Origin of the sequence: Oceanotoga teriensis (assembly GCF_003148465.1) — a bacterium.
Lineage (GTDB): Bacteria > Thermotogota > Thermotogae > Petrotogales > Petrotogaceae > Oceanotoga > Oceanotoga teriensis.
This window is the reverse complement of record NZ_QGGI01000008.1, coordinates 113,248-130,404: the sequence shown is the minus strand read 5'-3', so window position 1 is coordinate 130,404 and position 17,157 is coordinate 113,248. Positions and strand designations below refer to the sequence as shown.

16 protein-coding genes are annotated in these 17,157 nt (G+C 25.6%); 12 read left to right on the top strand and 4 right to left on the bottom strand.

Features of this window, described 5'->3' with window-relative positions; translation table 11 throughout:
- Positions 1-10 precede the first annotated feature (10 nt).
- Complete coding sequence (locus tag C7380_RS07240) at positions 11-883, bottom strand: aminoglycoside 6-adenylyltransferase (RefSeq protein ID WP_109604828.1); 873 nt, start codon at positions 881-883, stop codon at positions 11-13.
- A gap of 163 nt (positions 884-1,046) precedes the next feature.
- On the opposite strand from C7380_RS07240, the gene C7380_RS07235 reads away from it, so the two are divergent.
- Entirely contained in the window at positions 1,047-3,773 is a 2,727-nt protein-coding gene (locus C7380_RS07235) for a pullulanase (protein ID WP_109604827.1), read from the top strand.
- 79 nt (positions 3,774-3,852) lie between these two features.
- Positions 3,853-4,215: a nitroreductase family protein gene (locus C7380_RS07230; RefSeq protein ID WP_109604826.1), complete on the top strand. Its 363-nt coding sequence runs from the start codon at positions 3,853-3,855 to the stop codon at positions 4,213-4,215.
- 62 nt (positions 4,216-4,277) lie between these two features.
- Here C7380_RS07230 and C7380_RS07225 read toward each other — a convergent pair whose 3' ends face one another.
- Positions 4,278-4,889: a class I SAM-dependent methyltransferase gene (locus C7380_RS07225; protein ID WP_109604825.1), complete on the bottom strand. Its 612-nt coding sequence runs from the start codon at positions 4,887-4,889 to the stop codon at positions 4,278-4,280.
- Positions 4,890-5,097: 208 nt separating this feature from the next.
- Between C7380_RS07225 and C7380_RS07220 the strand changes: the two genes are divergently transcribed.
- The 8 genes from C7380_RS07220 to C7380_RS07185 all read left to right on the top strand — a co-directional run bounded on the left by C7380_RS07220 (position 5,098) and on the right by C7380_RS07185 (position 10,653).
- Positions 5,098-5,517 (top strand): DUF3795 domain-containing protein, encoded by a 420-nt coding sequence (locus C7380_RS07220; RefSeq protein ID WP_109604824.1) that lies wholly within the window; start codon positions 5,098-5,100, stop codon positions 5,515-5,517.
- Positions 5,518-5,532: 15 nt separating this feature from the next.
- On the top strand, positions 5,533-5,694 hold the full coding sequence (locus tag C7380_RS13840) for a sugar-binding domain-containing protein (protein ID WP_109604823.1): 162 nt from the start codon (positions 5,533-5,535) through the stop codon (positions 5,692-5,694).
- 79 nt (positions 5,695-5,773) lie between these two features.
- Positions 5,774-6,271, top strand: coding sequence for a GyrI-like domain-containing protein (locus C7380_RS07210; RefSeq protein WP_109604822.1), 498 nt, complete (start codon positions 5,774-5,776; stop codon positions 6,269-6,271).
- Positions 6,272-6,380: 109 nt separating this feature from the next.
- Complete coding sequence (locus C7380_RS07205) at positions 6,381-7,409, top strand: ABC transporter substrate-binding protein (RefSeq protein ID WP_109604821.1); 1,029 nt, start codon at positions 6,381-6,383, stop codon at positions 7,407-7,409.
- A gap of 3 nt (positions 7,410-7,412) precedes the next feature.
- Entirely contained in the window at positions 7,413-8,417 is a 1,005-nt protein-coding gene (locus C7380_RS07200; RefSeq protein ID WP_109604820.1) for a FecCD family ABC transporter permease, read from the top strand.
- Positions 8,414-9,178, top strand: coding sequence for an ABC transporter ATP-binding protein (locus tag C7380_RS07195; RefSeq protein WP_109604819.1), 765 nt, complete (start codon positions 8,414-8,416; stop codon positions 9,176-9,178). The genes C7380_RS07200 and C7380_RS07195 overlap by 4 nt, the downstream gene beginning before the upstream one ends.
- 4 nt (positions 9,179-9,182) lie before the next feature.
- On the top strand, positions 9,183-10,166 hold the full coding sequence (locus tag C7380_RS07190) for a class I SAM-dependent methyltransferase (protein ID WP_109604818.1): 984 nt from the start codon (positions 9,183-9,185) through the stop codon (positions 10,164-10,166).
- Positions 10,167-10,239: 73 nt separating this feature from the next.
- Entirely contained in the window at positions 10,240-10,653 is a 414-nt protein-coding gene (locus C7380_RS07185; RefSeq protein ID WP_206050552.1) for a MarR family winged helix-turn-helix transcriptional regulator, read from the top strand.
- A 36-nt stretch (positions 10,654-10,689) separates the two neighbouring features.
- Here C7380_RS07185 and C7380_RS07180 read toward each other — a convergent pair whose 3' ends face one another.
- Entirely contained in the window at positions 10,690-12,177 is a 1,488-nt protein-coding gene (locus C7380_RS07180; RefSeq protein WP_109604816.1) for a hypothetical protein, read from the bottom strand.
- Between the two features lie 237 nt (positions 12,178-12,414).
- Complete coding sequence (locus C7380_RS13675; RefSeq protein ID WP_240597551.1) at positions 12,415-14,163, bottom strand: HD-GYP domain-containing protein; 1,749 nt, start codon at positions 14,161-14,163, stop codon at positions 12,415-12,417.
- Between the two features lie 389 nt (positions 14,164-14,552).
- Here C7380_RS13675 and C7380_RS07170 point away from each other — a divergent pair, with 389 nt between their 5' ends.
- Positions 14,553-16,271 (top strand): flavocytochrome c, encoded by a 1,719-nt coding sequence (locus tag C7380_RS07170; RefSeq protein ID WP_206050551.1) that lies wholly within the window; start codon positions 14,553-14,555, stop codon positions 16,269-16,271.
- Positions 16,272-16,278: 7 nt separating this feature from the next.
- The gene (locus tag C7380_RS07165; protein ID WP_109604814.1) at positions 16,279-16,620 is read left to right on the top strand and encodes a NusG domain II-containing protein; all 342 of its coding nucleotides are present in this window, start codon (positions 16,279-16,281) and stop codon (positions 16,618-16,620) included.
- Positions 16,621-17,157: the final 537 nt, after the last annotated feature.

Below are 17,157 nucleotides of genomic sequence, written 5' to 3'. Positions count from 1 at the left end.
TATGCCGGTTTTAATATATTTCATTTGCATCTTTAGGCAACTTATATACATCTTTTAAGAATTTAAGACTATTTTTTGCTTCTAATTTATTATAATTCATATTAAGTCCTTTCGATAATTCTAAAGCAACTTTATCAAATAAATCACACATTATAAAAACAGAATGCCAAATGTCTTCTGATTTTGCATTTGAATAAGTTTTTAGAAGACTTTCCCACATATTATTATTTAAATATTTTTTAATAAATTTTCCTGATTTTCCACAAGAAACTTTGAAATCATTTTCAAAACCTATTTTCCATTCTAATAATTTTATCAATTGTGGCCTTATAACATTATTTATCATATTTAAAGTATATATAGTTTCTTCACGCCATAATCCTTTAGCAACATTATTTAAACACCACCAAAATTCATTACAATTATCAATAAACTCTTTTTCAACAGGTTTTTTTACCCAATATTTACTATCTGAAGATTTTTCAATATTTGGAAGAACATTATTTTTATCTAAAAGTATTTCGCAAAGAGTTTCATTTTTAATATCTTTCAAGGCATAAGATAAAGTGACTACATGTAAATCTAATCGATTACCATCTTTAAATTGAATAAGCCAACCGTAGTATTCTTCAATATTATTTTCATAATAGTAAGAATCTTCTGGATATTGCATATAAAGTCTTTCTCCAAATAAGTCTATCCAATTTTTATCTGTAATAAAAGAATCTGTCTCATTTACAACATAGATAATGTCATAATCTTGAAAAATATCCTTTTTTATGTTTGGATTAGTTCTTGATCCAGTCATATAAACAGCTTTTATTCTGTCATCTACTTTGGCAATATTTAATATTAAATCAAACATTTCAGATTCAGACCTCATAAAAATCCCCCCTTGTTTATTAAATTATACATAAAATAATATAAATTGAATAGTATAAATTAATAAAATAACATGATATAATATATGAAAAAGCTTCATTTAATATGAAGTATTTTTATTAGCTTTTCAGAAAACGTTTTCAAAAAAGTGAAGGGGGAGAATTATGGTTCATTTAAAAAACATTAAAAGTATTTTATTGGTTCTTTTAATCGGGATATTTTCAATAAGCTTATTTGCTTCTGAAATTCCTGAAAACGTTTTACGTATTCATTATCAAAGAACAGATGAAAATTATGATAATATTGTATTATGGATATGGAATGATACTACATGGACATCTCCATCAGGATGGCCAGATGGATTGATTCAATCAGGGAAAGATGATTTTGGTGTTTATTGGGATGTACCATTAAAAGAAAGTGCTAACAATCTTGGTTTTCTTATGGTTAATAAAGAAACACAAGAAAAAGATGGAGGAGACAAAGGATTTACCATGTTAAATGATTATAATGAAGTTTATACATTTATGGGAGAGGATAAAGTGTATGTAAACAAAGATAAATCCGTGCCTCATGCTATACTAAAGGGTGAAATTTTATCTGATGAAAAAATACTTTTAAATTTCACTAAAATCATTGGGGTGAGAAAATCACAGATAAAACTTGAAGATAAAGATGGAAATGAAATTCCTATAAAAACTACAAAACCATTGAGTAAAACATCTTTAGAATTAAATGCTGACTTAGATTTAGAAAAAGTTCCATTTAAAATAACATTTAATAATAAAACAATACAAGCAAAAGCTGGTTGGAGACTTATAGATTCTTTATATTCATATGATGGAAATGACCTTGGGGTTACATATAAGGATGGAGCAGCGACTTTTAAAATATGGAGTCCTAAAGCTTCAAAAGTATCCATTTATATATACGATAAAAACAATCAAAGTGTTGAGATAGCTAAAAAGAATTTGAATTTAAATGAAGAAAATGGAGTTTGGAATATTCATATAAACCCAGAAGAAATAAATGTAAAAGATTTAAAAGGTTATTATTATCAATATGAAATAATCAATGATGGAGTTTCAAAAAGAGTCTTAGATCCATATGCAAAATCTATGGCTGCTTTTAAGGTAAAAACTGGTGGTTTAGGTGGAGATAAATATACAATAAATTCTGAAGAAACTGAAGATAAAGTGGGAAAAGGTGCGATTTTAAACCCATCTGAAATAGGTCCAAATTTAGATTATGCCAAAATAGATAATTTTGAAAAAAGAGAAGATGCAATAATATGGGAAATTCATATAAGAGATTTTACATCTGATCCATCGATAGAAAAAGATTTAAATTCAAGATGGGGAACATATAAAGCATTTATAGATAAATTAGATTATATTAAAAGCCTTGGAGTAACACATGTACAATTATTACCTGTAATGGCTTGGTATTATGGTGATGAAACGAGTATGGAAAAAAGAGAATTAAACTATTCATCACAAAATAATTCATATAATTGGGGATATGATCCTCATAACTATTTTTCACCAGATGGAGCATATTCTATGAATGCAGAAGATCCTCAATTAAGGATAAATGAATTAAAAGAATTGATAAAAGCAATACATGATGCTGGAATGGGTGTAATATTAGATGTTGTTTATACTCATATGGCACAAGCAAGTTTATTAAATGATATAGTTCCAGATTATTATTTCTTCATGGATGATAATGGTAATTTTGTTGGAGGTTTTGGAAATAATCTCGCAACATCTCATAAAATGGCTGAAAAACTCATGGTAGATTCAGTAAAATATTGGTTTGATGAATATAAAATAGATGGTATGAGATGGGATATGATGGGAGATGCAACTGCTGACTCAGTACAAAAAGCTTATGATGAAGCAAAAAAATTAAATCCTAATGCTCTTTTTATAGGAGAGGGTTGGAGAACTTTTAGCGGTAAAGTAGAAGATCCATCATTAGTACCAGCAGATCAAGATTGGATGATGAATACAGATGATGTAGCAGTATTTTCAGATGAAATAAGAAATGAATTAAAATCAGGATTTGGAAGTGAAGGGCAACCAAGATTCATAACTGGTGGACCAAGAGATATAAAAACTATATTCTCAAATATAATAGGAAAGCCTTCAAATGTAAAATCAGATGATCCTGGAGATATAGTACAATATATTGCTGCACATGATAACTTGCCATTACATGATGTAATAGCTCAATCAATAAAAAAAGATCCTGCAACAGATGAAGAAGAAATTCAAAAAAGAATAAGACTTGGAAATACTATAATACTTACAAGTCAAGGCATATCTTTTTTACATGCAGGTCAAGAATATGGAAGAACAAAGCAATGGAAATCAGATAAAAAACCAGAACAGAAATATCATTATTTGACAGATGAAAAAGGAAATCCATTTAAAAATCCTTATTTTATACATGATTCATATGATTCATCTGATGCAATAAACATGTTTGAATGGAATAAAGTTATGAATGATGGTGTTTATAAAACTACTGTAGATTATACTAAGGGACTTATAGCTTTGAGAAAATCTACAGATGCATTTAGATTGGAAGATCATCAAAAAATAGAAAAAAATGTAAAACTGTTAAATAGCAAAGATATAAAAGATGTAGATCTTGTAATAGCATTCACAGCTGAATCAACAGATGGAGAAATTTATTATGTTATTATAAATGCTGATTCTAAAGTTAGAAAAATTCAATTGAATGGAGATATAAAAAATGCAAAAATTCTTGTGGATGCTGAAAAAGCTGGAATTGATGAAATAAAAGACCCTATAGGAGTCCAAATAAGTGAAAATTCAATAATATTAAATCCTCTTACAGCAACTGTATTAAAATTAAAATGATATAAATTAAATACTTGATTTCTTGAACATGAAGAAATCAAGTATTTTTTTGGTATTATTTAAATAAGGGGGGATTATCATGGAATTAATTGAAGTCATGAAAAATCGTCGTTCTGTGCGAAAATTTAAAGATCAGAAAATAGATGAAGAAACTATACAAAAAATATTAGAAAGTGCAAAACTTGCGCCAGAGACCGATACATGTAATTATTATTTTGGAGTTATAAAAAATGAAGAAATAAAAAAAAGAATAGGAAAAGAAACTTTATTTGCAAATTGGGTTGAAAAAGCACCTGTAATATTTGTATGTTGTTGTGATATAAGTTGGGATATAGCTGAACAAAAAGAAGATGATTATGGAGTTATTGGAAATAAAATGAGATATGGAGAAAATATAATAAATTTTCTTATGACAAATGAAGAAAGAAAAAGTATTTTATGAAAAATGGGAAAATTAAAACATACCTGGCATAGTGTAGTTCATTGCCAGGTATGTTTTATTATTTATTTTTTAGCGATTAACATGAACAACTTATAAGGGACCTCTTTAGTTTCTGGATTTTTATAACTTTCAAATATAATCTTATAATCAATATTTTTAAATCCAGACTTCTTAACCCATTCTTTCATAACTTCAGGATCAAATCCATTATGTCCTTTAAAATTTGGAAAAGATTTGTGAAAATCTCCATTCTCTTTACAAAGCTCAATTATACATAATTTACCATTATCTTTTAGAACTTTATGCAATTCTTTTAAAGTTTTTTCAACATCAATAATATGATGTAAAGCCATGGAAGTATATATCAAATCAAAATTCATGTTTTTTAATCCTTCTGCATTAATATCAGTTTTAAATGCTTTCATATTATTTGTATTATAAACTGATATCTTCTCATTTACTTTATCTATCATTCCTTGAGAGAGATCTACAAGAGTTATAGATTTAAAATAATCTTTTAAATTAAAGCTTATGAGACCTGTACCACATCCAAAATCTAAAACTTCAAAATTTTTATTTGTTTCAATAGAACTTATTAATTCATCAGATATAATTTTTGCTCTTTCTATATTATATTCAGTATCCCATTTATCAGCTTTAGAATCAAAACTCATAATATATACACCTCCAAAAATATAAATGTAACTTAAAAAAAATTATAGCACATAATTTTAAATATAATTTTAAAATAGATAAAAAAAATCATATTTACACAAAAAATTAAAAGAAAAAGTTAAATAGAATTATGAATTAAATACTGGGATAATAGTATCAAAATATGGATCATTGGACTATAATATATATAAAGGAGGTAAAAGCCTAATGAAAATGCCTATGAAAATTGAAACGGAAATGTTTGCACCATGTGGGATGAATTGCATGGTATGCTATAAACATTGTCATACTAAGAAAATAAAACAACATTGTGGTGGTTGCATGGTAGAGAGTAAAGGAAAACCAGAGCATTGTCGTAAATGCAAAATTAAAGATTGTGTTCAGTCAAAAGGATTGACCTATTGCTATGAATGTATTGATTTTCCTTGCAAGCTAATAAAGAATCTTGAAAAACGTTATAACAAACGTTATAATGAAAGCCTTATTGAAAATGGTAGAATTGTAATGCAAAAAGGAATACCTCATCTTATGGAAGCTCATATTCAGAAATATACTTGCCTGCAATGTGGTGGTATAGTTTCCTTACATGATAAAGTTTGTACTGAATGTGGAAAGGAAAAAAATTAAAATAAATTTTCAAATATAATACTTGTTGCTGGAGGAGAAGAAAAAGCTCTTGCCTTACTTGCAATGTTAAGAGGAGGATATATAAATACCCTCATATCTGATCAAAAAACTTTAGAATTGATACTAAACTCAAAAAGATTTATACTTTGTTCGATAATTATTAATAATATTGAATAAAATTTAAAAAAAGTATATAATTAATGTATATAAAGGTATAACAAAAAAGATATATAACAATATCGGGAGGTATTAAAAAATGGGGGATATTTATAGCGAAATTAAAATAGTTACTATTCCAAAGATGAAGGTTGCAAGGTATGTTATAATAAGTCCAAATCCTGAGAGAGATGTTATGAATTATATGAATAAATGGGCTAAAGAAAGCGGATTATTAGATATAAAAGATTTTTCTCCGAGAAAAATAGGCTGGGATTTTCCTTTTGTAACCAAAGAACAATCAGAAAAATTTGGATTGAGAGGATATGTTTTTGCCTATTCTATACCAGAAAATTTTGAACCTAAAATAAATGGAGCACAATTAGATTATATAGAACAAGATACTTACGCAACCCTTAGAGTAACTGACCCTCATAGCAATTCATTTAAAAATATTCCAGAAGGGTATCATAGATTATTTAATTTTGTAAATTCTGGAGAATATAAAACTCTAACTTGGGAAAACAGAATAGCTTTTGAAGAAGAATTTGATATCGATGGAATTCATTATATGGATATATATATTCCCGTAAAATAATTAGGCTTTACAAACTTTTTTAAATATGATAAAATTTTAAAGGTGATATGAAATATCACCTTTATTTTTTATTTATATTGTATGCTTGGCATACAAAAAGGAGGGAAATATGAAAAAAATTTATTTATGTATGATTTTTTTAATTTTATTTGTAATGGGTTTTGCTTCTAATTCTGGTAAACAAATAATTGATTGTAGTGGTAATAAGGTGAAAATTCCGGAATCAAAAGATATAAAAAGAATAGTAGTAGTTTCTCCACCTATATTTCCAATGATTCTTTCTATGGTAGATGACTATGAAAAAGTTGTTGCTGTACACCCTTTAGGATTAAAAAATGCAAATGAAGAAATTTTAATCAAAAGATATCCAAAAATAAAAAAAATGAATACAACATTTGTAAAAGGATTCAATGTTAATGTTGAAAGTGTTTTAGCTTTAAATCCAGATATAATATTTTGTTATGGTGTTCAACAGAAAAAAAATCTTGATGGATTAAATATTCCAATTGTAGATTTTTTAATACCTGAAAATAATGATCCTATTTATACATTAAATAAATGGACAGATTTATTGAATGAAATTTTTGATTTAAAAAAATCATCTTTTATAATGGAAGAGCTTAAAAAAATTAAAAAGATTGAAACTGAAAAGAAGAATAAAACAAAAGTTCTCGTAATAATAAATAATGTTAATAATAAAATAACTATTTCAGCTTCTAATTCCTATGAAGATTATTGGTTGAATTATGCTGGGATGGAAAATGTTGCAGGTAATAGAGGTGGATGGCAAGGTTGGCAAGAAGTGAATATAGAAGAAATTTATAATTGGCAACCAGATAAAATTTTGATTTTTATGGGGCCTAAAGCTGAAGAATATTTAAATGGGAATATGGGAAAAGAATGGGAAAGATTAAAAGCAATTAAAAATAAAGAAGTATATAATATTCCAAAAGGTTATTTTAATTGGAATGTACCTAATCCAGATAGTCCATTGATGTATAGTTGGTTGATATCACTTATGAGGAATGATCAAAAATCTTTTTATGAAGAAATTAAAAGATATTATGAAAAAAATTATGATATAAAACTTGATGAAAAGGATATCGATTCAATATTGAATCCAAAAGAAGGTAAGTAGTAAATGTTCAAAATTAATTTAAAATTTTATATATTATCTTTTATTAGTTTAGTTTTTTTAATAATCATATCTTTAATGATAGGTAGATATAATATAAGTTTTTTAGATATAAAAGATAGTTTTATGTATATTTTCAATAAGAATATAAAAATGACAAATGCAATGTTTATAATACTCGAAATAAGACTTCCTAGAATATTGATGGCTTTGTTGGTTGGTAGCAGTCTTGCAGTTTCAGGTACATGTATACAAGCTGTTTTTAAAAATCCACTTACAAGTCCTAAAATACTTGGAGTATCTTCAGGTGCAGCATTTGGAGTAGCTTTTGGAATAATGTTTTTTAAAAATTATATTATGGTTTATATAACTTCATTTTTATTTGGAATATTTGCAGTTTTTCTAACTTATTTATTTGCTAAGAAGAATGGAAAAACTACAATACTATCATTGATCTTATCTGGAATTATAGTAGATTCTCTTTTTACATCTTTTTTAACGATAATACAGTTTAATGCAGATGTTGAATCTGAACTGCCTTCAATAATATATTGGCTTATGGGGAGTTTATCAGCAGTTAGAATGAAAGATTTAAAAACTGTTTTTTTCCCAATTATTCTATGTATAATATTAATTTTTATGCTCAGATGGAAATTAAATATATTATCCCTATCTGATGAAGAAGCTGAATCACTTGGATTTAATGTAAAAATATATAAAATCATTATCTTATTTCTTGTAACTATATTATCCGCTATAACAGTTTCTATATGTGGCATTATAGGATGGATAGGATTGGTTACACCGCATTTTGTAAGATTGTTTTATGGGACAGATCATATTAATTTAATACCAGGAACTATTTTTTTTGGAGGATTTTATTTATTAATAATAGATAATTTAAGTAGATCTATAACGGGATCAGAAATTCCACTCTCAATAATGACGGCAATAATAGGTGCTCCTTTACTTGGATTTTTTATAAAGAAAAAAGGAATGATTAACTTATGAACATAAAAGTTAAAAAAGCTACATTTTTTTACGGGAAAAGATGTATATTTAATAATATAAATTTTGAATTAAATGAAGGTGAAATGTTAACCATACTCGGACCAAATGGAGTTGGAAAAACAACACTTATAAAATGTTTGTTGGGTTTTAGTCAATTAAATCAAGGAAATATTTTTTTTGATAATAAATTATACAAAGATATAAACAAAAAAATATTTTGGAAAAAGATTAGCTATGTACCTCAAATAAAAGAGTTTAATTTCTCATATGATGTAAAATCTATGATAATGCTTGGTAGAAATCCTTATATAGGGTTTATGAAAATGCCTGAAAAAAATGATCATTATGAAGTGGAGAAGATAATAGAACTATTTAATTTGGAAAAAATAAAAAATAAATCTATGAATAATTTAAGTGGTGGAGAAAAACAGATGGTATTAATAGCCAGAGCTATGGTTTCTAATCCAGAAATGATGATAATAGATGAACCAGAACTCAACCTTGATATATCTAATCAAGATAAAATATTTAAGATTTTAAATAAATTGATAAAAAATAAAAAAGTGAGCTGTATAATAAACACTCATAATCCCATCAATGTAATAAAATATAGTGATCTTTCTATTCTAATGAAAAAAGATTTAAGTTATTATTATGGAAAAACAAATGAAGTTTTAAATATAGATAATATAACAGATGTTTTTGAATTATCAAAAGATTATTTTAAAAAAATAAAAGATAAAATATTTTTGGAGGTTTAAAGATATGAAAGAATATATGAAATTAATTTTAGATTATAATAGAAGCAAGATTTTCATAACAGCTTTAAAATTAGACATTTTTTCTCATTTAGAAGATGAAGTAGATTCAGATTATATAGCAGATAAATTATCTTTAGATAGAAGAAACACAAAATTCTTTTTAAATGCCCTTTCCTCGAGTGAATTTATAATTAAAAAAAATAATAAATATAAAAATACATATAAATCGGATAAATATTTAAATAAATCAAAAAAAGATTATATGGGAGACTATATATTATTTAGAGAACAAATGTCATCATTAGAATCATTAGATAAAAAACTTTTAAAAAAAGAATACAAAAAAATAAATGATGGTTGTGATATGTATGATTTTTATGAACTAGCTAAAGTTACAAGAAAAGAAATGTTTTTTGGAAAAGTTCAAAATATTTTAAATTTAATAGGAAAAATTTTTAATAAAGATCAAAAATTCAAAGTTTTAGATCTCGGTGGAGGATCGGGAACATTTGCAATAGAGATCGCAAAAAAATATAAAAATTCTCAAGCTTTTATATTTGAAAGGGATAATGTAACTCCAATTGCAAAAGAAATAATAAAAAATGAAAATGATTCAGATTTAAAAAAAAGGACTCATATTCTAGAGGGTGATTTTAATTCAGATGAAATAGGGAAAAACTATGATTTTATAATAGCTTCGGGAATAATGGACTTTGCAGGTGAAAATATTCAAAGCTTATCAGACAAAATATATAATTCTATGAATAAAAAATCATATGTTTATCTTGTAACTCATGGTGTGAATGAAAACTATACAAAGCCAGAACCAGCGATAATTGGTTGGTTATCTGGTCAAATAAATGGCCTTGATATATTAACTTGTGAAAGAAAAATTATAGATAGTTTTTTTGAAGCTGGATTTAATAAAATAGAAAAACTCGATGAAAAAGAGGGATTCTTAAACTCTTATCTGATACACAAAGATTAAATATTGAAAAAATTTTATTTTATTATATAATAAAAATATGAGAAAAAAAATATTTGAAACTATGAGTTTATTCATGAAATTAGTAGAAAATGCCGCTAATGGTAAGAAAAAAATCTTAGACTTCGGCGATGATATGAAATTTTACAGAGGAGAAATACATCTAATAAAAGTTATAGGTGAAAATCCAGGAATGTATATTTCACAAGTTGCGAGATATCTCAAAGTTACAAGAGCTGTAGTATCAAAAACACTTTTGAAACTTGAGAAAGATGGATTTATAATCAAGGAGGAAGATGAAGAAAATAAAAAAAAATTACGTCTTTTCCTTACGAAAAAAGGAAATCTTGCATATGTAAACCATCAAAAATATCATCTTGAAAATGATAAAGAAGTTTATGATTACTTAAATGAACTCGATGATGACCAAATAAAAATTATAGAACAATTCCTAAAAAAAGCAGGAAAAATGCTTGAAAATCATTATTAAAAAGGAGTGAAGCTGTATAAGCTCACTCCTTTAAATTTAAATATCTTTTATTTCAGTATATGTATTTAAACCATAAGAACCAACAAAATCACCTTTTAATCTAACAAAAACAGCATTTTTTTCCTTATGGCCTGAATCTATTTCAGCAGTAGAACCGCTGTTCTTAAGTATATCAATCAATTCTTCTGTGCTTAATTGTTTTGTTCCTTGATAACCAGTTACTTTTGTTAAAAGATAAAAAGGTATTTTAAAATCATCGATTATATCGATATACCAAAATGCTTGTATGGATGTTTCAGGATTCACAGTTATATCTTGACTGAACAAATATTCTTCAGTTACTGTTTTAGACCATTTCTGTTGACTTTCTAATGTTAAATCAATAGATAACGTTGATTCTGTAGATCCAAGAAGTGGAATACTTGCTTTAAAAGTACTTGTCATGCCAGTATGAAGAGTTTCTGTCAATGTAAATTCAAAAGTATTAGAAAGAGAAATCTTTTTTTCTATATGATGAGTTATTTGAGTATTAGTAGGGTTTTTAATAGTTTGTGTGCCAACTAAATCTTTATTTGCACCAGATTCAGGATAAGTAACTTCATCAAAAATACAATCTAATACGGTAGAAGACAAAAGTGCAAAAAATGTACATGAATAAAAAAGTCCTGTATTATTTTCTGATTTATGAGTTTGCACAATATAATCATTATTACAACATATAGAAGGATCTACACCATTTTCAAACTTATATGAAGGACCAAAATCGATTTCTTTTGAATAATCATCTAAACTACCAATATGATACCAAAGAATATCATGATTATTTGATTTATGAAATTCCACAACAGAATTCAATTCATTAATAGAGATATCAGGTTCTGAACCAGTATCATAATTATAACTCTTACTCCAATCAACTGTTTTAGAAGATTTATTTAAAGTTCCAATATGATACCATAAATTCCCACTACTTTGAGACTGATGAACTTCAACTATGAAATTAGAGTTCATTGATACTTTTGGCAATTTACCAGTATCATATTTATGACTTTCACCCCAATCAATAGTTTTATTATTAACATTAACAGTTCCTACATGATACCATAAATCTTCCATATTCGATGAATTGTGTACTTCTACAACAACATCGTTATAAATAAATATAGAAGGATGTTTACCAGTATCATAATTATAACTTTTACCCCAAGATATTTCTTTTGAATAAATATCTATTATTCCCACATGATACCACAAATTATTATTATTTTGAGACTGATGAACTTCTACAACAATATTTTTAAATATACTCACATTAGGATATTTACCAGTATCATACTTATAACTCTTTCCCCAATGAACTTCATCATTAGAAATTAACCCTACATGATACCATAAATCTTCCATATTCGATGAATTATGTACTTCAACAACAGAGTTTTCAAAAATAGCTATGGAAGGTTCTTTTCCAGTGTCATACTTAACACTCTTTTTAAGTTTTAACTGAGTACTTTCATTTACCAACATTTTGATTCCTCCTTTTTTTATAAAAGTTAAAATGCAGGAATCATACATTTTTATATTTAAAGATATACAATAAAATAAAAAAGTTAAAATCTTAATATAAAAATGAAATGTTTTTAGTATTTTTAAATAAATGTATGAACTTATATTTTACATAATATAAATCTTTTATTATAATTATATAATTAAAAATTATAAAAATCAAGCATTTTATGTTAAGAAATAAAAAAATATATAAATTTAAGATAATTTTTTAAAAATATAATCAATTTCTTCATAATTTTCTTTAAAAACTTCTAAAATGATAGGATTGAAATGCTCAGGCTTAACTCTATCATCACCTTTAACTATAATTTTATAAGTTTCTTGAAGCGAAAATCCTTTTTTATAAGAACGAGGAGATCTCAAAGCATCAAAAATATCAGCTAGTTGAACTATTTGAGCCTCTAAAGGAATATTATCTCCTTTAATACCATATGGATAACCAGAACCATCCCATTTTTCATGATGATATAAAGCTATATTTTGAGCCATATGAAAAAATTCTTCATCGAGTAGTTCCTTTGCACTAATTGTATGATTTTTCATGATTTTCCACTCATTTTCTGTAAGACTACCCTTTTTATTTATTATTTCAGTTGGAACAAATATTTTACCTATATCATGTAAAGGAGCAAATTTTTTAATATCTTCAACAAAACCCGTATCCATACCGAGTTTATCGGCAATTAAAGCTGAAATTTCTCCAACTCTATAAACATGTTGACCAGTATTTTCATCATGACCTTCTGCAATTATGGAGAGTTTGTGAGCAAAATTAAGATAAGCTTTTCTCAATTCTTGATTTTTTTCCTCTATTGTTCCATAAGCATTTTCAAGTTCATCATAACTTTCTTTAAGATCTTTAAAATAATTTTTTAATGAAATCTGAAAATTCAAAGTTTTATTCTTCAATATATTTATTTCTTCAATTTTATACATATCTTTTATAGATAATAAAGCGGATTTTTCAGGATTATTAATATCGAATTGATTATAATTTGATATTATCTTTTCTAGAGGAGAAACTAAAAGTATTTTGGATTTTTTATTTATAGCTTTTATAAAGCCGAAAAATACTATCATAAAAACTATAAAAAATACTATTGAAAATAAAATGTTTTTTAAAGTATATATATTATCTACAGAAATTTCTAATACATATCTAATTGGTTTAAAACCAGTATCTTTTAACTTATATATATAATATAATTTTCTATTATAAAAACTATTATATGTGATATGATCATCTTTTGTATGAAAAATATCATCTATTATTGTGCTTATAAAATCTGTAGGCTCATTGTTTAAATTATTATCAGATTGAATCATCTTTATATTTTTATCAGAATCAATTATATATAAATTACTGAACTTAATATCTGCAGAATCTGAAATTAAAGAGGTTGAAATTCTTTGAAAAATATTATTTATGAAATTTTCTGATATTATTAATTCTAATATTATAAAATAATTTTCATTTTTTGTTATGAAAAATTTTTTTAAATTATTATTTTTGAAATCAAGCACAAAATCACTTATAAGAGATTCATCGAAAAATAAATCTCCAGAATTAAATATAAAATTATTCTTATAATAATTACCTTTTAAGTCCTCAATATTAGAATCTATTATATACCCCTTTTTAGTTGTCTTATAATAATTTATAGAATAGATATAGTTTTTAAAAGTTTTTGGGGGCATTTTTAATTCATCTTCAGTTCTTAACATATTAAAATAATCATTTAAAATATTGTTGAAATCTTCATTTATCATCGCCAAATTATCTTCAAAAGTGTGAAGTGTTTCATTAAATATTTTAGTTATTATAGATATTTTTTCTTGTTCTTGCTGAGTATTTTCATATATATTTATAGAAAAAATAACAAAAAAAGATATACTCACAAAAGTAAATATTTTAAATATAATTTCTCTTTGAATAAACCTCACTAATTTCAATTAGATCACCAACCAAAATTTTTTTTATTTATATATAGATTAACAGAAATTCTTTAAAAATTTGTACTTTATATAGTTTTGATTGTAAATAATCGTTTTAAAATTTTACATATTAATTCGATAAAATTAAACTAAAGAAATAATAAAATCTGAATTATAGATATTTAACAAAATTATAATTAAAAAATTTATTGTAAAGAATATTAAAAAAATATTTACCATTAGAAATTCTAAATTTGACTTTTTAAAGGTATTATATAATTAGTTTCAATATAATTAAACGGTTGATAAGTAAAAATGTTAATCAATTAATAACTAATTATGTATTTATAGTTTTATAGTTAAAATTTTCACTTATGTGATTTTTGTAGGAGGCAAGTATGAAGATTTTTAAGCAGGTAGTTGTATTTTTATTATTAACTTTTTTAATGATTTCATTAGTTTCATGTAAAGACTCAAAAGATTCAAATGTATTTACAGGTGAAGGAAAAGGTAAAAATGGTACTATAAAGGTTGAAGTTACTATTGAAAATAACGAAATAAAAAAGATCGATGTAGTTGAAAATCATGAATCTGAATTTACAAAAGATGTATTTACAAAAGTTATTAATTCTATAGTTGCTCAAAACAACCCAGATATAGATGTATTATCAGGTGCAACATGGACTTCAGAAGGAATAATAACAGCAGTAAAAAATGCTGTAGATAAATCAGGCATAAAATTAACACCTAAAGTAGTTGCAGATGATGCTAAATTTGAAGATGTAACAACAGATATTGTAGTAGTTGGTGCAGGTGGAGCTGGATTATCTGCTTCTATAGCTGCAAAAAATTCTGGTGTCAATGTTATATTAGTAGAAAAAACAGCTGTTGTAGGTGGAAACACAAATTATGCAACAGGTGGATTAAATGCTGCAGAAACAAAAGTTCAAAAAGAAAAAGGTATAGAAGATAGTGTAGAACTTTTTGTTGAAGATACTATGAAAGGTGGAAAATACCTTAACAATGAAGAATTAGTAAAAGTATTGGCAGAAAAATCGGCAGAAACTGTAGATTGGTTAATAGAAATGGGTGCTGATTTGACAGATGTAGGAAGACTTGGTGGTGCAAGTGTTGATAGAGCACATAGACCTACAGGTGGAGCTGCAGTAGGATCAAATGTTGCAAAAGCATTAGAAAAAAAAGCAAGAGAAGTTGGAGTAGATATAAGAGTAGATAATAAAGCGGTAGAATTATTAAAAAATGATGATAGAATCACTGGTATAAAAGTTAGAGATTCAAAAGGTCATGAATATAGTATAAATGCTAAAGTTGTTATATTGACAACAGGTGGTTTTGGTGCAAATCAAGATTTAGTTGTTAAATATAAACCAGAATTAAAAGGATTTGGTACAACTAATCAACCAGGTGCAACAGGAGATGCAATTGGTTTAGGCGAATCTGTAAATGCAGATTTTGTTGATTTAGAACAAATTCAAATCCATCCTACAGCATCAAGTGTTAATGGAGAACTCATAACAGAAGCAGTAAGAGGTAATGGAGCAATATTAGTTAATATAAATGGTGAAAGATTCATAAATGAATTACAGACAAGAGATGTAGTATCAGCTGCTGAATTAAAACAACCAGAAGAAAGAGTTTATCTTGTATTTGACCAAAATGTAAGAGATAGCTTAAAAGCTATTGAAAAATATTCAAAAGCAGGATTATTAATAGAAAGTGAAACATTAGAAGAATTGGCAAAAAAAATAAATGTTAATGAAGAAAATCTTGTAAAAACAGTTGCAAAATATAATGGATTTGTTTCAAATAAAAATGATGTTGATTTTGGTAGAACATCTATGACAACAGAATTAAATAAAGCACCTTATTATGCTTTAGGTGTATGGCCAGCAGTTCACCATACAATGGGTGGAATAAAAATAAATACAAATGCACAAGTTATAGATAAAGATGGAAATATTATAAAAGGTCTTTATGCTGCTGGAGAAGTAACTGGTGGAGTTCATGGTGCTAATAGACTTGGTGGAAATGCTATGGCAGATATAACTATATTTGGTAGAATTGCAGGATTAAACGCTGCGAAAGAAGTAAAATAATTAATTAATGAAAAAAAGTGATATTACTATAATAATATTAATAGTTTTAACAGCAATAGTATTTATAGCATATCAAAAATTAAATTCTCAAAAAGAAGGCAAACTTATTGCTGAAATATATGTTGCAGATGAATTATTTGGTACTTATGAGCTCACTGATGAAGAACAAAAAATCTTAATAGATACAATTTATGGTACGAATATTCTTATAATACATAATAAAACCATAGAAATGTATGAATCTGATTGTGATAACCAATTATGTGTACATATGGGAGCTAAAAGTAAAAATGGTGAGATGATTGTCTGCCTCCCAAATAAAGTCTTTGTTGAGATAAAAACAAAATAATTTCATATCCTCCTATTTAAAATAGGAGGATATTTTGAATAATATTAAAATTTAAAAATATGGATAAGTAAATTTTTGGTAAATAAATTTTTTTATGTTAGAAAATATTTTTTAAGAATGAATCTCTTTAAAATACTTATTAAGAGTGCATAATAACTAAGATTTATATCTAATGATATATATATTTAATTGATATATACGATAAATTAATATATTAATCACAAAACATTTATAAATGCAGGTTTTAGAATTTTTATATAAAAATACTATTTTTTTCAGATTGAAATAAAGTTTAAAGTATTAAAATAAATGATTTGAAAAATTCAACTATACGTTTGATTAATTAGTGATTTTTCTGATATAATAAAATATGTAAGGTTTGCACACCTAATAAATTCTCTATACTTTTAAAGTATCTTTTTTCACAAGGTGATTATTTTTTATTTTTAAATTCAGATAATATTTATCTAAATTTAAAGAAAAAATACATATTTTTAACTATTTTTATTTTTGAGGAATTTTTCCATCAAAAGCCAT